The following is a 20782-nucleotide window of genomic DNA, read 5'->3' as shown; positions in this document are numbered from 1 at the left end:
CATGCCGGCGCCACGCTTTGTCGGTTCCTTAACGGGCGCTAATCACCTTGGGCGCAGGCGGGCGTGGAACGAATCGATGAAGCTGGACGGCAAGCGCATCCTGGTCACCGGCGCGGACGGATTCATCGGTTCGCATTTGACTGAGCGGCTGGTCGCGCGCGGCTGCGAGGTGCGCGCCTTCGTCCAGTACAACAGCCTGGGCTCCTGGGGCTGGCTGGATGAGAGCCCGGCCGAGGTCCGCAAGGCGCTGGACGTGTTCGCCGGCGACATCCGTGATCCCCACGGCGTCCGGACCGCCATGACCGGGTGCGACGTGGTGCTTCATCTCGCCGCCCTGATCGCCATCCCCTACAGCTACCACTCGCCCCAGACCTACGTGGAGACCAACGTCCTCGGCACCCTGAACGTGGTCCAGGCCGCACGGGACCTGGGCGTCGCGAGGGTGGTCCACACCTCCACCAGCGAGGTCTACGGCACCGCCCGCTTCGTGCCGATCACCGAGGACCATCCGCTGCAGGGCCAGTCGCCCTACTCGGCCTCCAAGATCGGCGCAGACCAGATCGCGCTCAGCTTCCACGCCGCCTTCGGCACGCCGGTGACGGTGCTCCGGCCGTTCAACACCTACGGTCCGCGCCAGTCGGCCCGGGCGGTGATCCCGACGGTGATCAGCCAGATCGCCGCCGGCGCGCGAGAGATCCGGCTGGGCGCGCTTCACCCGACCCGGGACTTCACCTTCGTGACCGACACTGCCCGCGCCTTCGAGGCCCTCGCCGAATGCGACGCGGCCGTGGGGCAGGTGGTCAACGCCGGCAGCGGCTTTGAAGTCTCCATCGGCGACACGGCCCGGACCATTATCGAACTGATGGGTCGCGAGGTAGCGATCGTCGCCGACGAGCAGCGCCTGCGTCCCCAGGCCAGCGAGGTCGAGCGGCTGTGGGCCGACAGCGAACGCATGCGCCGGTTGACTGGCTGGACGCCGGAATACGGCGGCGGCGAGGGATTCCGGCGGGGGCTTCAGGCGACCGTCGACTGGTTCTGCGACCCCGCCAATCTCGCCCGCTACAAAACCGATCGGTACGTGCTGTGATGGGCGGTCTTGTGGAGCAGATCGTCGAGGCGGTGCGCAGTGTGGTTCCCCCCTGTGCGGCGCCGGCCCCGCTCCACGCACCGGAGTTTAGGGGCGCTGAGAAGGCCTACCTCGCCGATTGCATCGATAGCGGCTGGGTGTCCTCGGTGGGCGCCTATGTCGACCGGTTCGAACGCGAGCTGGCGGCCCTGACCGGCGCGGCCCGGGCCGTGGCGGTGGTCAACGGCACCGCCGCGCTCGACGTCTGCCTGCGGCTGGCCGGGGTGCAGCCGGGCGACGAGGTGCTCGTCCCCACCCTGACCTTCGTGGCCACGGCCAATGCGGTCGCCTATCGCGGGGCGACGCCGCACTTCGTGGATTCGGAAGGGCTCACTCTCGGTGTGGATCCGTATCGGCTCGACGCCTATCTCGACCGGATCGCGCGGGTGACGGACGGGGCCTGCGTCAACCGACGCACGGGGGCCCCGATCCGCGCCCTGGTCGCGATGCATGTCTTCGGCCATCCGTGCGACATCGACGGGCTGGTCGAGGTCGCGAACCGCTGGCGACTGGTTCTCGTCGAGGACGCAGCCGAGGCGCTCGGCTCGCGCTGGCGCGGACGCCATGCCGGGACCTTCGGCCGGCTGGGTGCGCTGAGCTTCAACGGCAACAAGATCGTCACCACCGGGGGCGGCGGCGCGGTGGTAACCGACGACCCCGAACTGGGCCGGCGGGCGAAGCATCTGACCACCACGGCCAAGGTCCCTCACGCCTGGGCCTTCGATCACGACGAGATCGGCTGGAACTACCGCCTGCCGAACCTCAACGCGGCCCTGGGCTGCGCCCAGCTGGATCAGCTCGACGGAATGATCGCGCGGAAGGCCCGGCTGGCCGGGAGCTACGCCGCCGCCTTCGCCGGTCTGGAGGGCGTGAGCATGCTGACGCCGCGCGAGGGCGCGGAGGTCAACCACTGGCTGAACGCCCTGATCCTCGACAAGCCGGATATGGCCGTTCGCGATGCGGCCCTCGAGACCCTCAACGCCGCCGGCTTCGGCGCACGGCCGCTGTGGACCCTCATGCACCGGCTGCCGATGTACGCCGGCTGTCCCCGCGACGAACTGCCTGTGGCCGCGGCGCTGGCGGCGCGGGTGATCAACCTGCCCAGCAGCGCGGCGCTGGCGGACGCATGACGGCTGCGCGCGCCATCTGCGTGGTGACGGGCGGGAGGGCTGAGTACGGCCTGCTGCAGCCGGTCATGCAGGAGATCCGCGCTGCGCCGGATCTGCAGCTCCAACTGGTGGTCACCGGCTCCCATCTGGAGCCCCGCTTCGGGATGACCGTCGAGCAGATCGAGGCGGACGGCTTCGCCATCGACGCCCGCGTGCCGCTCGGCCTGGCGCAGGACGCCCCGGGCGATATCGTGCGCGGCATGGCGCGATGCCTGGCCGGGGTGTCGGACGTGCTGGACCGGCTGAATCCCGACCTCGTGCTGCTGCTGGGCGACCGTTACGAGATCCTCGCGGCGGCGCAGGCCGCCCTCATCCACGGCGTGCCGGTGGCGCACGTCGCCGGCGGCGACGTCACCGAAGGCGCTTTCGACGACTCGATCCGCCACGCCCTCACCAAGCTGGCCCACCTGCACCTGACCACGAGCGCCGAGGCCGCCGGGCGCGTGGCGCGGATGGGCGAGGAGCCCTGGCGAATTCACGTCGTCGGCAGTCCGGGCCTCGACCAGCTGCGGCGGCTGGAGTTGCTGGAAGGCGAGGCGCTGGAGGCGGCGTTGGGGGCGCCTCTCGGGGTGCGCAACCTGCTGGTGACCTGGCACCCGGTGACGCTGGAGGCCGACCGCGGCCTGGCCGGGTTCGAGGCCCTGCTGGCCGGCCTCGATACGCTCCCGCGCGAGGTCGTGAAGTGGGTCACCCGTCCGAACGCCGACCCCGGCGGCGCTGCGGTCGAGGCGGCGCTGGACCGCTGGGCGGCCGGCCGGGACGACGTGCATGTGTTCGCCTCAATGGGGCAGCTGCGCTATCTTTCGCTGATGGCCCAGGTCGATGCGGTTGTCGGCAACTCCTCGAGCGGCCTTTACGAGGCGCCGTCATTGGGCGTGCCGACGGTCGACGTCGGCGACCGCCAGAAGGGCCGGTTGGCCGCGGCCTCGGTGATTCACTGTCGCGGCGAGCCGCAGGCGATCACGGACGCGATCCGACAGGCCTTCGATCTCGACGGCGCCGGTGTCAGCAACCCCTACGGCGACGGCGACAGCGCGCGCCGCATCGTCGAGGTGCTGCGCGCCGCGCCCGACCGTCGGACCCTGCTGGCCAAGCGTTTCCATGAGGCGTCGTCGTGAGCCGGGTGTTCGTCATCGCCGAGGCGGGGGTCAATCACGACGGCTCGCTGGACGACGCCCTGCGCATGGTCGACGTCGCCGCCGAGGCCGGCGCTGACGCCGTCAAGTTCCAGACCTTCGACGCGGCGCAACTGGTCACCCGCCGCGCCGCCAAGGCCGCCTACCAGGCGCGCAACACCGGCGCCGACGACGGCCAGCTGGCCATGCTGCGACGGCTGGAGCTGGACCGCGACGCCCACTGCACGCTGGCGCGGGCGGCTGAGGCGAAAGGGGTGCGCTTCATGTCCACCGCCTTCGACATGGACAGCCTCGACTTCCTCGCCGGCCTGGACATGCCGGCGATCAAGATACCGTCCGGCGACCTGACGTGGGGTCCGATGCTCCTCAAGGCGGCGCGTCTCGGCCTGCCGCTGATCGTCTCCACCGGGATGGCGACGCTCGGGGAGATCGAGGAGGCGCTGCAGGTGATCGCCTTCGCCCTCACCCGCGACGGGCTGCCCGCGGGGTCGCAAGAGCTGAAGGCGGCGTTCGCCGAGCCCCAGGCGCAGGCGGCCCTGCGCGATCGGGTCACCCTGCTGCACTGCACGACCGAATATCCGGCTCCCCTGAGGACTGTGAACCTCCGGGCGATGGACCTGATGCGCGAGACGTTTGGCCTGCCTGTCGGCTACTCCGATCACACGCTCGGCACGACGGTGGCCATCGCCGCCGCCGCGCGCGGGGCGACGGTGGTCGAGAAGCACTTCACCCTTGATCGCGCCCGCCCCGGGCCGGACCACGCCGCCTCGCTGGAGCCGGACGAGCTGGCCGCCATGGTCGCCGCCGTCCGCGAGGTCGAGGCCGCGCTGGGCGAGGCGCGCAAGGGGCCCGCGGCCGAGGAGATCTCGAACCGCGCCATCGCCCGTCGCAGCCTGGTCGCCGCCCGCCCCGTCGCCGCCGGCGAGCCGTTCAGTCTCGACAACCTCACCGCCAAGCGGCCGGCCGACGGTCTGTCGCCGATGGAGGTCTGGCCGCTGCTCGGCCAGCCCGCGGCCCGCGACTGGGCCGAGGACGAGGCGATCACCGCATGAGCGACCGGCCCGTCATCGTTGTGGGCGCCGGCGGGCACGGCCAGGTCGTGGCCGAGGCGCTGCAGGCGGCCGGGCGGCTTGTCCTCGGCTTCGTCGACCCGGGGCTGCCGGCTGGCGCCGAAATCGCCGGGCTGCCGGTGCTGGGCGACGACGCCTGGCTATCGCCGGACGGCGGGTACGAACTCGCAAACGGGCTGGGCGGGACGGGGGCCGCTGCGGGGCAGGGGCGTCGCCGGGCGGTCCAGGCGGGGCTTGAGGCCGCCGGCTTCCGCATCGCCGAGGTCCGGCATCCCAGCGCCGTCGTCTCTGCGCATGCGGACATCGGCCCGGGCGTCCAGCTGCTGGCCCGCTGCGTGGTGCAGACGGGCGCCCGGATCGGGGCGGGGGCGATCGTCAACACCGGCGCCATCGTCGAGCATGGCTGCCGGGTCGGGCCCTTCAGTCACTGCGCCACCGGGGCCATCCTGTGCGGAGACGTCACGGTGGGCGAGGACGCCCACATCGGGGCCGGCGCGGTGATACGCCAGGGCGTGGCGCTCGAGGACGGGGTGGTGGTCGGAGCCGGCGCCGTGGTGCTGGGGCCGGGAACGGGGCCGGGAGTGCTGGTCGGCGTGCCGGCGCGGCGACGGGGGCAGGGATGAGAGACTGGAAGAAGACGCTGATCGGCCCGGAGGCGACCTTCCGCGATGCCCTGAAGGCGATCGACGCCACCGGGACCGGCATGGCCCTGATCGTGGACGCCGACCGGCGTCTGATCGGAGTCCTGTCCGACGGCGACTTCCGGCGCGCCCTTATCCGCGGGGCCGGGCTGGAGGATCCGGCCGTCTCGGCCGCCAATCGCGAGCCGGTCTGCATCGACCAGCACCAGGACCGCGCCGCCACCCTGGCCATGCTGCGCGCCCACTCCCTGCGCCAGCTGCCGGTGCTCGACGCGGAGCGGCGCGTCGTCGGTCTGACCACGGTGTCGGACTTCCTCAACATTCCGGTGCGCAGCAATCCGGTGGTGATCATGGCCGGCGGCAAGGGCGAGCGGCTGGCCGAACTGACCCGCGACACGCCCAAGCCGATGCTGAAGGTGGGGCCGCGCCCGATCCTCGACACCATCGTCGGCAACCTGGCCGGCCAGGGCTTCCGGCGCTTCTGGTTGGCGGTGAACTACAAGGCCGATCAGATCGAGCGCCATTTCGGCGACGGCTCGGCCCTGGGGCTGGACATCCGCTACCTGCGCGAGTCCAAGCCGCTCGGCACCTGCGGTGCGTTGGCCCTGCTGCCCCGGCCGGACGAGCCCTTCGTGGTCACCAACGGCGACGTCCTCGCCAAGGTGGACTACGGCCACGTGCTGGACAGCCATCTGGAGGCGGGCGCCGACGCCACCGTGGTCGTGCGCGACTACCAGATGCAGGTGCCGTTCGGCGTGATCGAGGGATCGGACGGCCGCATCCTGCGCATTGCGGAGAAGCCGACGCAGAGCTTCACCATCAGCGCCGGGGCCTATGTCCTGTCGCCGTCCGCCCTGCGCCTGATTCCGGAGGACGCCTACCACGACATGCCGATGCTGCTGTCAGAGATGATCGGCCAGGGCATGACGGTGCGGCAGCAACCCGCCGAGGGGTACTGGATGGACATCGGCCGCCCTCCGGACTATGCGCAGGCGAACGCCGATTTCGGTGCCGTCTTCGGGGGTTAGCTGCGCACCGCCCTTTTGCGGTCGCAGGCGGCGGATAGGGGGAACGGCGCCGGACCGGCGACGCTGGCAAGGATGTTGGCGGCCGCCCCGGCGGCCGCGATCGTGAAAATGCGATGATTTCGACGCTCTTCAAGAAACGGCGGCCCAGGGTCGCGGCCCCGGAACGGCCGGAGACGCCGCGGGGGACTGTCGTCTGGGCCATCGGCGACATCCACGGCCGCCTGGACCTGCTCGAGCCGCTAGTCGAGGCGATCATGGCCGACGCTGCCGCCAGCGCCGCGGAGCGCAAGGTGGTGGTCTTCCTCGGCGACTATGTGGACCGGGGCCCGGACTCGCGCGGCGTGATCCGCTATCTCGCCGACCTGCCGACCGATCGCGGGATCGAATGGCGCTTCCTCAAGGGCAATCACGAGGAGGCCATGCTGGACTTTCTCGACGACCCGTCCGCGGGCGCCCGCTGGTGCGAGTACGGCGGCGACGCGGCGCTGCGCTCCTACGGCCTGCGACCGCCGGAACTGAAGCACAAGGTCGAGGCCTGGGCGCGCATCTCCGCCGATCTTGACCACAAGCTGACGCCGCGCGAGCGCGCCTTCCTCGAGAACCTCGAGTTTAGCATCTCGATCGGCGACTACTTCTTCGCCCATGCCGGGGCCCGGCCGGGCGAACCGCTCGATCGCCAGTCGGAGCGGGACCTGATGTGGATCCGCAACAGTTTCCTCGACAGCGACGTGGCGTTCGAGAAGGTGGTGGTCCACGGCCACACGCCGACCCGCGAGGTGCACGTCGACCGCCGCCGCATCGGCGTGGACACCAAGGCGTACGACAGCGGCGTGCTCAGCGCGGTGCGGCTGGAGGGGGCTGTGCGGGTGGTGGTGCGGGCGGTCGAGGGCGAGACCGGCGTTGAGCGGGAAGTGCTTGCCGCCTGAGACCGGTCCAGGCACCCCGCCGGATCAGCGTGAGCGGCTTCGCCTGTGCCGCTCCGGCGACAGCTCCGCATCGGCGCGAACCGCCAGCTCGAGCAATCCGCAGCAGAGGGCGAACACCGTAGCCAGCGCGGCTGTCCGTAAGGGATAGTCGGCGGCGGAATGCAGAAGAACCGCGCCGATCGCGATGGTGGATGCGCGCTGAAGATCCCGCTGCGTCGATACACCGGCGCGCCAGGCGGTCCAGCTACGTCTGGCGAACCACACAAGGAAGGCGATGATCAGGGCTGCGCCAAGCCACCCTGCCTCAAGCCAGGTTTCGAGGTAGTCATTGTGCGCTTGGTTGAAGAAGGTCGGATCCAGCCGCTCCAGCGGCTCCACCGAACGGTAGATGGTGTCGAACGAACCCAGACCCGAGCCAAGCGGGAGGTGCGACTCGGCAGCCTCGGCGACGATCGGCCAGTTCTCGAATCGCCCTTCGGGCGCCCCGGCCGGATCGAAGCGCGCCAGCAGGGGCGCGGCGGCAAACGCTCCGACCGCCGCGATCGCGATGGCGGCGCCGCCGACCAGGCCCAGCAGGAGAGGGCGCGGGCGCCCGCGCCCGGCCGCCGCCCAGGCCGCCAGAAGGCTGGCACCGAGCACGGGGGCGAACAGCACGACGCCAGCCCGCGATCGGATGACGCCCAGCGCGACAGCTGCAAGCGCGATGTAGAGGATTGAGAGCCACAGGGGCAGGCGCGAGCCGCTCCTTCGCAGGGAAGCCGCTCCAAGGACGGTCGCGAACGGAACGCCGATGAGGACGAGGGTCGCCAGATGGTTCCGGTTGGCGAAGAAGCCGGTCACATTGCCCGCGTCCGTCGTCAGCCACGGATAGAGCTGGTTGCCGCCGCTTGCGAGCTGGGCGGCGCCCAGCAGGATCGAGAAAAGCGCCGCGCCGAGCAGGAACTGCACCAGACGCTGCCGATCCTCTGCCTGAGCCACAAGCAATCCGACGAACATCGCCAGTGCCGGCAGGAGGGCCAGAAACGAGCGCCAAGTCTTGTCGGGCGTCAGGGTGAGCGGAAGCCACCCCTGCGGAATGCCCGTCACCTCAAGCGCGAGGACCAGCTGGTCGCGCCCGGGGAGACCTGTCCAGACCGCGGGCGGAAGAGGGATCAGCTGGAGGAGGGGGAGTGCAGCGACAGCGACAGCCAGACCGAGGCCGAACCTATGGGCGCTGAGATCATCCCGCTTCAACAGCGCCAGGAGCCCGAGCACCAGCAGCGGCAGGGCCGCCAGCTCGACGAGGGCCAACCGCAGTTCGTGCTGGCGGCTCGCCCCACCGAGCACAATTGAAAAGGCCAGCAGAACCAACGCCGCTAACGCGATGCCGCCCTGCTGGCCTAATCTGAACTTCACGCTACCGCGCACGGAAATCGGCTACGCCCCGCCGCGGTTGGATGATCTTAGTCGCTCTCGCTGTCGTCGTCGCTGGCGACCACGACGGTCGCCACGACAACGGCGGCGCCGATCAGCAGCACCGGCAGCGGGATGCCAGCGAATTCGCTGGAGGCTTCAGTGGTGGCGCCGACACGATCGCCGACGCGAGCAACGGCGCTGTTCGAGCCAGCGGCGGCCGCTTGGCCAGCCACGAGCAGCAGACCCGCCGTAACGGCGGCAATGGTCTTACGCATGCAATGTCCCCTTCAAGAAACGGTTTCTCCCGGACGTTGCTACGCCCAGAGTTCGACTTCTATACGGAGGGCGCGGGCGGGAGGCAAGTGAAAAACCGGTAACGGGCACAACCGTAGGTGCCGGACTCGCCGTGTCATTCCACTGCGGATGCAGGGACCCGAGAAGCAGGAGTAGAGGAGGAGTAGATCTGCAGCTTGTCAAACCAGGCAGCGATGGTCGTGCGGCGGTCACCGGGAACGGCGACCAGCTGCAGCCACTGGGCCTGGCAGTTCTCACGAGGGACGGAGAAGGATTGGCGGAAGCGGCTCCACTCTGCGGACCCGTTGCGGAGTCCGGAGCCGGGCCCGCTCACGACAGCGCCTGTCCCGGCGCAGACTATCTGCCACCCAATCTGCATCTCGGGTCGCGGAGTTTCGGCTCGCCATTCGCCTTCGAGCCGGTACGCGCCAGGGCTCAGCAGGAGAAGCTGACGCGTGAAAACACCGGAGGCGAAGCCATCGTACTCCAGCCGGAAGGCTTGATTCTCCGCCCGAAGATCGTCCTCCACCACCGCTGTGCCCATTCCGGCTCCAGTTTCGACGGTCCATCCGAAGGGGGGGAGCTGGTCCTCGATCTTGGTGCTGAAGTCGCCGTTCTGCAGGAGGAAGTTCACCGGTGGACGACCCAGACGGTGGCGTATCTCAAGAATGCCTTCGAACCTGCCCGCGGCGAGCCAGGCGGTGTAGAGGCGCTGGAGCTCGTACGCGCTAAACGGGGCGTCGGTCGGCTCCAGCGCGACGGCGAGGCCCCCGACCACCGGAGCGCCGTTCTCCGCTTCGTGGAGATGCTCAAGGAAGGCCAGTCTCCAGGGCGGGTTCCTCGAGAGCAGTTCGGCGATCACCGGAAGCGCGCGCGGGTCCTGAACGGCGGCGGCTGTGAAAAGTCGAAAGACCGACGGATAGAGATCGGATCTGCGACGCGCCAGCGTGTCGGCGTGCGCAAAGGCGGATCGGTAGTCACCGCGTCGAAGACGGTTTTCGACCAACCAAGCGTGGGCCGGATCGTCCCGCAGGCTCCAGTTCCCTGCGAGCGTCAGCATCTCGTCGGCGCGATCCGTATCGCCGAGTCTGGCCTCCGCCAGCCCACGCACCCGCAAGGCGCGGGCGTTGAACGGTGCTCGGGAGAGGGACTCCGTCGACAGGGCCTGAGCATTCTCGAAGCGCTCCGCCAGCAGTTCCGCTTCGGCCGCGCGTCTGAGCACCTCTGGCGATCCCGGCGCAAGGCGCACGGCAAGTGCCGGCGGACTACGATCCGCCAGCGGTGTCTTAATGATTTCCCACCCGAGCCACACGGCCCCGGCCATCAATGCGTAGCTCAGAGCCTCGCGCACGGGCAGGCCCCTTCTGCGTGCAGCTCCGGCCGGACCCGCGGTCACCGCTTTCCAGCCTTGCGCCCCTTGCCCGACGCGGCGGAGCCGGGACCGTAGTGGTAGTCGTAGGCGTAGTCGTACCCGCCGTACTGAACCGTCTTGGTGTTGAACTTGGAGAGCACGGCGCCGAGGATGTGACCGTTCCCGACCGCGAGGCGTCGGAGCGCGCCTCTGGCTTGGGCACGGCGTGTGCCCTTGGCCTCCAGGACGAAAACAGTTCCGCCCACGGCCGAGGCCAGCAGCGGCGCGTCGGCGAAGCCCAGCACCGGCGGCCCGTCGATGACGACGTGGTCGTACACGCCAGCGGCTTCCTCAAGCACCCGCTTCAGACGGTCGCCGCCCCACAGTTCGGCCGGGTTGGGCGGCAACGGGCCGCAGGGAATGAAGTCCAAACCGTCCTGGCCGGTGGGCTTCACCAGGCTGCCGAGTTCGGCTCCACCCGACAGGAGGTTGCTCATGCCGGCATCGTTCTCCACGCCGACAACCCTGTGCATTGACGGGTTGCGAAGGTCGCCGTCCGCCAGCAGCACGCGCCGGCCGAGCCGGGCGAGGTTCACCGCCGTCGCGTAAGCCGTGGTGGACTTGCCTTCGGCCGGACGGGAGCTGGTGACGAGCAGATTGGCCGGCGCGCCGTTCGGCGTCGAGAACTGTAGGGCAGTGCGAAGGGAATAGTAGGCTTCGGAGAAGTTCGACCGAACATCCTTCAGGGCTTCCTGGGGCGTCACGCCCTTATCCAGTAGCGGAATGACGGCGAGGAGGGGCAGGCCCAGCTTGCTTTCCACGTCGTCCGGAGTGGCCAGAGTCTCGTCGAGGGCCTCCATGATGAAGGCGGCGAGCACGCCCAGACCGAGTCCCAGCAGGGCCGCCAGAGCCAGGTTCACTAGTAGGCGGGGCTTGGATGGTTCGTCAGCTGGAATCGCGCGGTCGACAATCGAGATGTTGTTGGCGGCGACACCGCCCGTGATGCCGACCTCCTTGTAGCGCTGGAGGAGACCGTCGTAGAGCGTCCGGCTCGTGTCCACCTCACGCATCAGGATGTTGTACTGGACGCTGCGGTCCCGCAGGTCGAGAACATCGCCCTTAAGGCGCTCCACCTGCGCCTGGAGCTCCCGCTCCTCATCGAGTGCAACGGTGTACTGGCCGCGAATCGAACCACGAATTCCGCTCGCCACAGCTTGGATCTGCGCGTCGAGTTCATCGATACGAGCCTTCAGCTGGATCATCTGCGGGAACGCCGGCTGGAAGATCTGCAGCTTCTCCTCATATTCGGCCTGAACCCTGGCGCGCTCTTCCGTCAAACGCTGAATGGCGGGGTTCTGAAGGACCTCAGGCAGCGTCATCAGCGCCGCGGAGGAGGCCTGCCGCCACTTTGCTTCGGCGGCGATGCGCTCAGAGCGCGCCTCTGCAAGCGCGCTGTTGAGAGTGGAGAGGTTCATGCCCGCGAGGCTCTGGGCCTCCCCTCTTGAGGAATCCGCTTCACGAAGATTGATGATCTGCTGATTGGCAGCATAAGCCACCAAGGCTCGCTCGGACTCCTCCAAGCGAGCCTTCGTCTGGGCGATCCGCTCTTCAAGAAACTGCCGGGCGTAGGAGGAGGACTCGTACTTACGGTCCAGGTTCGACTGGATAAAGTTCTCGGCAAAAGCGTTCGCAATCCTGGAAGCCAGTTGCGGATCGGGGCTTTCGAATGTCACGGTCACAAGTCGGGAGCCGCGGACCGGGGAAACGCCCAGGTTCTCCTTGATGGTCTCCAGCACCAGCTCTCGGCGCCGTGCCGCCTGCTGCGCCGCGCTGCCCTCTTCCCGCCGCGGAAGGTCGACGCCCATCTGGTTGAGGAACGCGTCAGAGCTGGCGAGACCGAGACTGTCCACGACCCGTTCGGCGAGCGACCGACTACGCAACAGCCCATACTGGGTCTGGAAGAACTCCTCCCCCTGGATCATCGATTCCCGAGGCTGGACCTCATCGACGTTTAGCACCCGGGCAGCTTCCCGGTCGATCTGGAGCGTCACCGAAGAGACGTAGATCGGCGTCATCAGTAGCGTCGCTGCGAGGCCAACGACGATCGCTGCCAGCAGAGATCCGAGTATCGGAAGACGGTACTTGATCGCCAGCCGCCAGTACTCAGAAACGTCGAATACTGGTTGCGATCCGTTATTACCAGGGCTTTGGGCCCCAGGAACCGTCCACGGGTCTGCACCCACACGGCTTCCGTTGAGGTTATTGTGAACCATATGTGCCTCATTGTGCGCGCCAGCATTCCGGCGCCCTGTCAAGTCCGTCCCGAGTTGCCTAAGCCGATTGGCGAAACTGAACGAGGGGATCTTTCAGGAGGTCTCTCACCTATTCAGGCGACGACGAAGGGATGACGAAGGGCCGCTCCTGTCTTCGGCACCAGTCGACCACCGGAGGAATCTACGTTCATCCCTCAATAGGAGCGGAACACGGCCAATCCCGGAAGGGCTGCCAAAGCTTCGCGCAGCAAGACGCTCATCTGCGACGTGTCGACGACGACGATATCGTCTCCCATCAAGACCGGGTCCGGGGCCTCGCCCATGCGAATCGCGATGAGATCGAATACGGCGACTGTCCTCTGATCATCCACGGTCCTGAAGACGGCAACGTTGCGAAGATCGGCTGTGCGAGTGGCTCCCTTTGCCATGGCAACCGCCTGTTGCAGCGTCGTCCGCCCCTTCATCTCGAAAACGCCCGCCTCTGTGACAGCTCCATCGACAGTGATCTTCTGGCTGGAGGATTCGGTGACCGACACCGTCACTTGAGGATCGTGCATGTACCGATTCGCCAGGCGATCTCGGATCTCCGCAGCGAGCTCGGACGGTGTTCGTCCGGCAGCGCGAACGCTGCCGATCAGCGGCAGCTCTACAAGACCCGACGTTCCCACGCGAAGTTCATCAAACGATAGGTCTTCGACTTGGAAGACACGAACATTCAGGATGTCCTGAGCGGAGATACGATAATCGCTCTCCAACGCCGGTATATCGACCTGCGTGGACAAAGAGACGGTTGATAAGGGAGCTGCACGAGAGGCGGCGCAAGCCGGGAGGCTGGCTGCAGCCAGGACGACAGCAATGGTGCGAAGCATGCTCTATGAACCCGAAATTGAACGCCTTCCGAGGTAGGATCTGAATCTCCAAACCCAGAAGCTCCCGTGGAAGATGCCTTTAGTCGAAAGGGCGGCTCCTGAACAGTAGGATGCTTGTCCGCGTTGACGTCGCTCGTAGGAGTGTCTAGCCGGGGGTTTTGACGCCTCCTTGGGGGCTGGCGGCAAGGTGCACCAAATCATTTCGACATGGCTCAACCGTCTTCGCGGTGTGACGGTCCGTGTGGCGGGCCGGAGGGGGCTTGTGTTCCGTGGAGGAATGTTGATTGGTGCCTACGCAGCGACCTCCGCAGTGGTGTTGGTATCCGCCGTTGGGCTAGGACAAGTAGCATCGCCCGCGGATCTTGCAGGAGTGCTGAGCGCCTTCTTCATCATCACGCTATCAAGCGGCTTGGAGCCCGGTACGACAAAGGCCCTGCTCGTTGGTGGCCTCTCGCCAAACGTCACCCGTTCGCAGTTTCGCGCTATCGCACTGGTGAGTGCGCTTAAATCTGCTGTCGCATCGTTGCCGCTTGGACTCCTGTGGTCCCTCTCCGACAGGGCAATGCCGCTGTCGGCCTTGGTATGGCTGCCGATCCTCGTTCTTTCTGGGTTCTTGGCGACAGACTTCCGGGTGCTACTGGATGCGCAGGGGCGGCACACAGCCGCTATCTGGCTCAAGCAGAGCAGCTTGCTGATTGGTCTGGCCGTGCTGGCATGCGTGATTGCCTTGGGCGCGAGCCTTGACCTCGCCTTGGCCATTGCTGGCGTGATCCGATTTGTGTGGACCAGCCTTCTACTGGCCTGGATGTATCAATCGGCTAAGCTCGGACATTCGGACGAAGCGAGGCTGCTGCAGTCGTCCGCAGGATGGTTCCTCGACCGGACTTGGCTGGACTTCGCCGTGGTGTCCGCCCTTGCCGCCGTGAGCGGATCTCTAGACCGGATTGTAGCTCTACGCTTGCTCCCGCCCCAAGAGTACAACGCCTACTTCATTCTGTATGAAATAATGACGAAGCTTTGGCTGCTGCCTTACATTGCTGCCCCAATCCTCTTCGCGCGGCGCGCATCGGGCTGGGTGAACGAACGCCTGGTGTTAGGGCTGTACGCCCTTATTGGGCTGACCGGCGTGGCTTTTGTGGCTGGTCTGATCGCCATGGCGGCTAGTGTTCCTGGAATTTTCCAGTTCGCTACGGGTCTCTCCACTGCCCCGCTCGGCCCCCTAGCATTATTCGGGCTGGGCGTCGTCGTCTCAAGTTTCACGCAACTGATCTTGGTCGACCTACAGGCGCGAGCCAAGGCGCGATGGGCGACGCTCGTTACGATTGGAAGTCTTGTCGTCTCAGGCGTTCTGTTTTACGCGCTCACCTCGTGGTGGGGCCTCTCCGGCCTTTTGACTGCGTGGATTGTAAAGTCCTTGGTTGAACTCGGCTTGTCACTTGGAGGATTGAGACGTGCAGTTGTCCGGTAATGCCTGTAGCTGTCCCAACAAGGGGCCAAACCAAGTGCTGTTTACTGCCAAAGATATCAACTTCAGAACAACTGAGGTGGAGAGCAATGTCCTTCGCTGCCAATCTTGTGGCTCTATATTTCCGGAACTTTTCCCAACGCATGACACGTTGGCAGAGGCTTACCGCAACTATTATACGGATGTACGGGGCCAAAGCAGACAGACATGGGGTCAGAGGCTGATCAATGCCACTCGAAAACGCTATCTTATGCGAGAGACCCCTGTTGATGCTAAGAGGGTGCTGGATTTCGGATGCGGATCAGGGGCATTCTTGTCGAGTTTGGTCAAGGCGGGCTTTGAGGGAGAGGCTTGGGGAACCGACCTGCTGAAACCGAGCAATCTGCAGCCAGAAATTCGGTGGATCGACGAAAGCGATCTTGAGGAGGGGCCAAAGTTCGACTGGATCACCCTGAGCCACGTTCTCGAACACGTCGAGGACCCTAGGGGCCTGCTCGCAAGGCTTAGCAGGCGCTTGACGCCCGGCGGACGCATTTGGATATCGACCCCGAACGCTGATAGCTTTTTGTTCCGGACGATGGGCAGGTGGGCGCGAGATGTTGACTTCCCGCGTCACAGGGAAGTGTTTTCCAAGGGTGGGTTGCGAGAATTGCTCTTCGATGAGCAGTTCGACGCGTCTTTTCTCTCGCCGCCAGCAGTGAACGCGGCGATGAACGCGCGCTCCTCGCTGGGGAGCATTCGAGCCGACGGCAGCGCTTCTTCGCGTGAGAGCGTCGGGGCCATTGTTTCGACTGTGCTCTTGCTGGGCATTTCCCCATTTTTTCCGGGCATAGCGCCCGAATTGGTGGTCGTGTGCAGCCCGCAGCGAGCGCCACAGTGATCTGAGGTTCGCCCCTAGCTTGACGCTTGAGGCCGCGAGGGTGAGGTGGGCCGACGGCTCAGAGGTGATTGCCAAGGTGTTCAGTGACGTGACTGACGTGACCCCCTGAAACTCCTCCAGGAATAGCTAGAGTCCGCCCCTCGAAAGGACGGACAGAATGAAGCGGTCAAGGTTCACGGAAGAGCAGATCATTGGGATCCTGCGGGAGCAGGAGGCCGGTGTAGCGACGTCGGAGGTCTGCCGGCGGCACGGCGTCAGCTCGGCGACCTTCTACAAGTGGAAGGCCAAGTTCGGCGGGATGGACGTGTCGGAGGCCAGGCGGCTGAAGGCGCTGGAGGACGAGAACGCGAAGCTGAAGCGGATGTTGGCGGACGCGATGCTGGACAACGTCGCGCTGAAGGACCTTCTGGGAAAAAAGTGGTGACGCCCGCTGCGCGTCGTGAGGCGGCGGCGCACCTGCGGTCTGCCTACGAGATGAGCGAGCGGCGGGCGTGCCGGGTGCTGGGCGTCGATCGTGCGAGCGTTCGCTATCAGGCCGCCCGGCCGGGCGACGGAGTCCTGCGGGATCGACTGAAGGCATTGGTGCAGGAGCGGCGGCGGTTCGGCTATCGACGCCTGCACGTGCTGCTTCGACGCGAAGGCCACGCGGTGAACCGCAAGCGGGTCCAGCGGCTCTACCGCGAGGAGAAGCTGTCAGTTCGCCGCCGCGGCGGTCGCAAGCGGGCCATGGGCACGCGACGACCGCTGGAAACGCCGTTGGGGGCCAACCAGCGCTGGTCGCTGGACTTCGTCTCCGACCAGCTGACCGACGGCAGGCGCTTCCGCACCCGCGAGGCTTTGAGCCTTGTGGTCGACACCTCGATCAGCGGCCAGCGCTTGGCGCGGGAGCTGGACAAGCTCATCGCCCGTCGCAGCCGTTCCGCCGTGATCGTCAGCGACAATGGGACCGAGATGACCAGTCGGGCGATCCTCGAGCGGACCAACCGCACTGGCGTCGCCTGGCACTACGTCGCGCCGGGCAGGCCGCAGCAGAACGGCTTCGTCGAGAGCTTCAACGGCAGGCTGCGGGACGAGTGCCTGAACGAGGAGGTCTTCGCCTCCACGGCCGGAGCACGCACCGTCATCGAGCGCTCGCGCACCGACTACAACCACGTCAGGCCGTCCGCCCACGGGGGACTGACCCCAGAGGCAGTGCGCCTGAACCTCGCAGCCTCCCGGCTTCGCAACGTAACCAGCTGCGCCGGACGGCCGCTCCCGTCCGCGCAGCAGATCGGCCATCAAACCCTCGGCCTCTCATAATGATCGAGGGAGCTGAGGGGGGGGGCTCAGCGTGGCTGAGCTAGGAGCCCCACACGTCCGCGCGCGTCCACCCGTCGAGGATCGCCGGGCTCTGCGCCATTCGTCCCCGATGAGTCGGATTGATCCAAGGTTCTGGCGCTATTACTTTTCCAGACGGGTAAGACCTAAGAACAGCCGCCCACCAACCGAACGTACTGTTTGATATAACCAACGTTTTAAATCTCGTCAGCATACGGAAGTCGATCCCTGGCGAGCCGGAGATAGTCTCGTCGACGAATGTTACGTGGTGCGGACAATTGAACTCGGCTCGAAGTCCTTCGATATCATCTGAAAATACATAGAAATGGCGGATTCCCTCGGCCGAAAGCATCTCCATTGACCTATAGTAATGCGCGAGCGGTAAGCTGTAGTGCGGCGCGTTTGCAGCAGCGGTCAGGTAATCCCCCCGGCGGATCTGGAGTGCCGCCGAACTCTCAATATCAGGTTCAAGAGCCTGGAAAGCACGATCAGCAGCAGAGTCGATGTCTGCCCGGAAGCGCAGACGCGCACGGACCCGGTCGAGGATAGCCTCGTCGTAGGGCTGATCCTGCCAGTAACCCCTGAAATAGCGCGGGGCAGAATAGCTAGATGCCGTCTCGAGACCGGACGTTCTGTCAGTTTCCCAAGGCCGTAGCGGTCCGAGCACGTGTGAAAGACGCGATACTGCGCGCTTGACCTCATAGCTACAAAGCAGAAGCGACAATCGCTTCACGTCCCGAGGTTCGGCCCGGGGCAGATCTAGGTCGAAATAGCGCTCAATCGTGAGCCCGCCGTGCAAATCATAATGTTCGAAGTCAGAAACGTCGTACAATGTCTGACGGCCGGTTTCTCGCTCTAGCGCCAAGCCGAAAAGATACTGAAAAAGCTGGTTACCCAAGCCGCCGACGATGTTAACAATATTGGGGCGGGCCATCAGGAGCGTCTCATAGCGTACTTCACTCTCAAAGCAGCGGAAATGATCGCCGCTCGGCGGCGCGTCAATCGCCCCTGAGTGCTCACATAACTGAGTTCTTGTAGGTGGAGCTGTTCGCGCTCAAGACCTGCAGATATCTGGCTCGGATGGTGACCAATAGAGCCGATTACAACATGGGGTAATCTGGCAGTCCGCTCAGCGCTCGTTAGCAGCCGAACGTAGAAATCCACATCCACGAGCCAGGTGAGAGTCGTATCAAACCTCCTCTCTGACGCGTTCCGAAAGACCACGGATGCCGTGGAGCCTATCCAGTTCATCGCATATAGGGTCCATACAGGGAATGATATCCTATCCGAGATGCTGGAAACAATACCGAACATTGACGGCCGATCCAACCCGATAACATGGCTTCTCGCCACAACAACGTCATTACCCTCAAGTAGTAATTCACAGGCACGGCATAGAAAACGCCGGTCCACCATGAATTCATCTTGGTGCATCAAATGAATGAACTTCCCTTGGGCCGCGTCCATTCCCGCGTTCCAGTTCTCTATCGGTCGTCCGCTCCTCGGACCTTGCACGTACCGAAGATTCCCGAAATGGCTCTGAAGCATTTGCACAAAATCGGCGATATCCTGTGAGCGGGAGTCGTCCGTAACAACCACTTCAAGATCTACCCCCTCCTGGGTGAGCGCCGACAAGACGCATCGGCTGAACATCGCTAAATTCTCGAAGCTGGGAATGACGCAGCTCACAATGGGACTGCCTGCCGCGACAGCTCCGTCTCGACCACGGGTCTTCGCCTTCATCAGCACTTGTGAGTTGTCCCTCTATCCCGGCGGGTCAGTTCGACCTCACGGGAGTTCTAATCAAACCACGCTGGCTGTGGCCAACGCAAAATGACAACGGCCCGACCAGACACTGCCGAAGCTTGTACACCGACCCGCGGCTGACCATGGGCCCTGGCTTCCTGTGCCGACTGCGACGGGCCCGTCATAGCTGACGACGCCCATCCTCGTCCTTGCGGAGCCCGGAGCGGCGCGGTGCGAGTGTTGATCGCCAGTCGTGCTTCTTCGGGGAAGCGGGCTCAGGTCAACGCGGGCTACTCTTCGGCTCACGCGGGGGTCACGGGCTTCAAACAGGTCTTGGCCGAAACTTGTACCAAGCGCGCATCTTTCTGACAGACTGTCAGGCAGGCAAAGAACACGATCGCGCCAAGGGGACCAGTCAGGGCTCCACCAAAGAACAATTCGGCTGTCATTAGGGTGAGGATCACCACAGGTGGGTGAACCCGATCTCGGTTTCCTGCGATGGCGATAGCGCAGGCAAGCAAGAACAGCGCGGTGGGCAGCACACCATAGGCGATAGCCAGATCAAGCGCCTGTGACTCGGTCACACCCGCCATGGAGAGGTTCATATAGGTTGCAATCAAATCACCTGCGGCCCGGTAGACGACGCCTTCACCGAGGATCGGATTTTGCATCGCCCGATGCCAACCGTCTTCAAGAAGCATGGCTCGGAGCTTGTTTCCGAGGTCGGCGTAGTCGGCTGTGAAGGTCCGAAGCAGCAGAAAACCGGCAATCGATACGGCCAAGGGCAGAAGAGGAACCTTCCGGCTCCACGGGTGGTAGATGAGCGGCACAGCGAGCACCGTCAGAACCAGATAGCGTCGGGCATCGATCAGGAACAGAGAGGCGAGAAGCACTAGCCCCGCAAGCACTAGGTATGGCGTGACGCGAACCCTCGCTAGCGACGCGACGTAACACGCGGCAAAGAATGCAACCAATCCCGCCGCATGGGTATTGCCCGCCAGTCCAGGATAACGCTGCCGACGCCCGAACTCGTCGACCCGCGCGGACATTTCCGGTAGCTCAAAAAGCCCCGCGACAGCGAGGAAGTTCGCTGCGGCATCAACCAGTGCAACGACCAAGCAGACCTGAAGCACAGCCTTAATCAGATCGTCCTGCCGGGGCGCGAATATCAGCATGGCGGGGACGGCAAACTGGAGCGCGAACACTCCCCACTCATTGATCGTATAGCCCCGCACCACCGCGACAGTAACCGTGGACATCAAGAATCCGCCGAGGGCCGCCAGAAGCAACCCGATGGAGAGATTTCGGGGCGAGCCGATAGGCTCTGGGCGATCCCGAATAGAGAGAACCACCCTCGCCGCGAGCGCCCCGAGGGCGATGGCCGTCAGGACCGGGGTCATCCGCCAAGGGAGGAGGGTGTCGAGATAAAACACCCCCACGCATGCGATTGCGACAATGTAGCATAACCCCATGCCGGCGCTTTAGCACCGGCGTCGTCGCATTGCCAGATCATGGAGCGCGTGACGTGATCCTGCGGTGACCGCTGAGGCGCCCCTTCTAGATCTCTCGTTTTTGAGTGAGAGTCCGTTCCACCAAGGAGACGGACGTTGTGACGTGATGGTGTGGACGACCTTCCGCCTAACCGACTGTTCTGGCGGTGTCGTCATCAGGGACGGCATGTGTGGACGACCTCCAAGACGCAAGAGTGGAAACAACGTTCGCGCTCGGTCGAGGTGACGTGACCCCCGTTTCTCATCCAGCCATAACAAGAGTCCGTAGTTGATCTGAGCTGGGGTTGTTGGGGTTGGCAAGAGGCCGGTCTGCGCAGCCATCAACCAGCGCAGCAGGCCGGCCGATCTTTCCGGCAAGCGCCTCGGCATAGGCCTTCGGCGTCAGCCAGCCGAGCTTGGAGTGCGGCCGGGCTTCGTTGTAGTCGCGCCGCCAGGATTCCAGCACGATGCGGGCGTGTGGCAGCGACCGGAACAGAGTTTCGTTCAGCAGCTCGTCCCGTAGACGGCCGTTGAAGCTCTCGTTGAAGCCGTTCTGCTGGGGCTTGCCCGGCGCGATGTAGTGCCAGCCGACGTTGGCCTCGTCGG

The 20782-nt window shown here is 65.4% G+C and carries 19 protein-coding genes; 10 read left to right on the top strand and 9 right to left on the bottom strand.

Features of this window, described 5'->3' with window-relative positions; translation table 11 throughout:
- The first annotated feature begins 76 nt into the window (after positions 1–76).
- From BM333_RS00095 to BM333_RS00065, 7 genes are all read left to right on the top strand, one after another.
- The gene (locus BM333_RS00095; protein WP_092306100.1) at positions 77–1087 is read left to right on the top strand and encodes an NAD-dependent 4,6-dehydratase LegB; all 1011 of its coding nucleotides are present in this window, start codon (positions 77–79) and stop codon (positions 1085–1087) included.
- Complete coding sequence (locus BM333_RS00090) at positions 1087–2256, top strand: LegC family aminotransferase (RefSeq protein ID WP_092306099.1); 1170 nt, start codon at positions 1087–1089, stop codon at positions 2254–2256. Before BM333_RS00095 ends, BM333_RS00090 begins: the two co-directional genes overlap by 1 nt.
- Complete coding sequence (gene neuC / locus BM333_RS00085; RefSeq protein WP_092306098.1) at positions 2253–3413, top strand: UDP-N-acetylglucosamine 2-epimerase; 1161 nt, start codon at positions 2253–2255, stop codon at positions 3411–3413. The genes BM333_RS00090 and neuC overlap by 4 nt, the downstream gene beginning before the upstream one ends.
- The gene (gene neuB / locus BM333_RS00080; RefSeq protein ID WP_092306097.1) at positions 3410–4483 is read left to right on the top strand and encodes an N-acetylneuraminate synthase; all 1074 of its coding nucleotides are present in this window, start codon (positions 3410–3412) and stop codon (positions 4481–4483) included. Before neuC ends, neuB begins: the two co-directional genes overlap by 4 nt.
- Positions 4480–5124 (top strand): NeuD/PglB/VioB family sugar acetyltransferase, encoded by a 645-nt coding sequence (locus BM333_RS00075; protein ID WP_092306096.1) that lies wholly within the window; start codon positions 4480–4482, stop codon positions 5122–5124. Before neuB ends, BM333_RS00075 begins: the two co-directional genes overlap by 4 nt.
- Positions 5121–6170, top strand: coding sequence for a nucleotidyltransferase family protein (locus tag BM333_RS00070; RefSeq protein ID WP_092306095.1), 1050 nt, complete (start codon positions 5121–5123; stop codon positions 6168–6170). The genes BM333_RS00075 and BM333_RS00070 overlap by 4 nt, the downstream gene beginning before the upstream one ends.
- A 113-nt stretch (positions 6171–6283) precedes the next feature.
- A complete protein-coding gene (locus BM333_RS00065) occupies positions 6284–7096 on the top strand; it encodes a metallophosphoesterase family protein (RefSeq protein WP_092306094.1) in 813 nt (270 codons plus the stop codon).
- 24 nt (positions 7097–7120) lie between these two features.
- Here BM333_RS00065 and BM333_RS00060 read toward each other — a convergent pair whose 3' ends face one another.
- The 5 genes from BM333_RS00060 to BM333_RS00040 form a co-directional block, all read right to left on the bottom strand.
- Positions 7121–8491: an O-antigen ligase family protein gene (locus BM333_RS00060; RefSeq protein ID WP_177221763.1), complete on the bottom strand. Its 1371-nt coding sequence runs from the start codon at positions 8489–8491 to the stop codon at positions 7121–7123.
- 47 nt (positions 8492–8538) lie between these two features.
- Positions 8539–8766, bottom strand: coding sequence for a hypothetical protein (locus tag BM333_RS00055; RefSeq protein ID WP_092306092.1), 228 nt, complete (start codon positions 8764–8766; stop codon positions 8539–8541).
- Positions 8767–8900: 134 nt separating this feature from the next.
- Entirely contained in the window at positions 8901–10136 is a 1236-nt protein-coding gene (locus BM333_RS00050; protein WP_143105737.1) for a tetratricopeptide repeat protein, read from the bottom strand.
- A gap of 41 nt (positions 10137–10177) precedes the next feature.
- Positions 10178–12409, bottom strand: coding sequence for a GumC family protein (locus BM333_RS00045; protein ID WP_092306090.1), 2232 nt, complete (start codon positions 12407–12409; stop codon positions 10178–10180).
- Positions 12410–12603: 194 nt separating this feature from the next.
- Complete coding sequence (locus BM333_RS00040) at positions 12604–13278, bottom strand: polysaccharide biosynthesis/export family protein (RefSeq protein ID WP_092306089.1); 675 nt, start codon at positions 13276–13278, stop codon at positions 12604–12606.
- A 370-nt stretch (positions 13279–13648) separates the two neighbouring features.
- Between BM333_RS00040 and BM333_RS00035 the strand changes: the two genes are divergently transcribed.
- From BM333_RS00035 to BM333_RS00025, 3 genes are all read left to right on the top strand, one after another.
- A complete protein-coding gene (locus BM333_RS00035; protein WP_143105736.1) occupies positions 13649–14746 on the top strand; it encodes a polysaccharide biosynthesis protein in 1098 nt (365 codons plus the stop codon).
- A complete protein-coding gene (locus tag BM333_RS00030) occupies positions 14730–15623 on the top strand; it encodes a class I SAM-dependent methyltransferase (protein WP_143105735.1) in 894 nt (297 codons plus the stop codon). Before BM333_RS00035 ends, BM333_RS00030 begins: the two co-directional genes overlap by 17 nt.
- A gap of 157 nt (positions 15624–15780) precedes the next feature.
- A protein-coding gene (locus tag BM333_RS00025; protein WP_245777089.1) for an IS3 family transposase occupies positions 15781–16922 on the top strand; the annotation gives its coding sequence in 2 pieces (ribosomal slippage) (positions 15781–16039 and positions 16039–16922; 1143 coding nt in all).
- A 40-nt stretch (positions 16923–16962) separates the two neighbouring features.
- Here BM333_RS00025 and BM333_RS00020 read toward each other — a convergent pair.
- The 4 genes from BM333_RS00020 to BM333_RS16070 form a co-directional block, all read right to left on the bottom strand.
- A complete protein-coding gene (locus BM333_RS00020; protein WP_092306086.1) occupies positions 16963–17874 on the bottom strand; it encodes an alpha-1,2-fucosyltransferase in 912 nt (303 codons plus the stop codon).
- Positions 17874–18683, bottom strand: coding sequence for a glycosyltransferase family 2 protein (locus BM333_RS16310; protein ID WP_092306085.1), 810 nt, complete (start codon positions 18681–18683; stop codon positions 17874–17876). Before BM333_RS16310 ends, BM333_RS00020 begins: the two co-directional genes overlap by 1 nt.
- Positions 18684–18988: 305 nt before the next feature.
- The gene (locus BM333_RS00010) at positions 18989–20119 is read right to left on the bottom strand and encodes a hypothetical protein (RefSeq protein WP_143105734.1); all 1131 of its coding nucleotides are present in this window, start codon (positions 20117–20119) and stop codon (positions 18989–18991) included.
- Positions 20120–20438: 319 nt separating this feature from the next.
- Positions 20439–20782 (bottom strand): integrase core domain-containing protein (locus BM333_RS16070; RefSeq protein WP_245777088.1); only part of this gene is annotated, 344 nt, incomplete at its 5' end.

The organism is Brevundimonas viscosa (assembly GCF_900116065.1).
Classification (GTDB): domain Bacteria; phylum Pseudomonadota; class Alphaproteobacteria; order Caulobacterales; family Caulobacteraceae; genus Brevundimonas; species Brevundimonas viscosa.
Note: the sequence above shows the minus strand (reverse complement) of the source record. Positions and strands in the feature narration are given on the sequence as shown.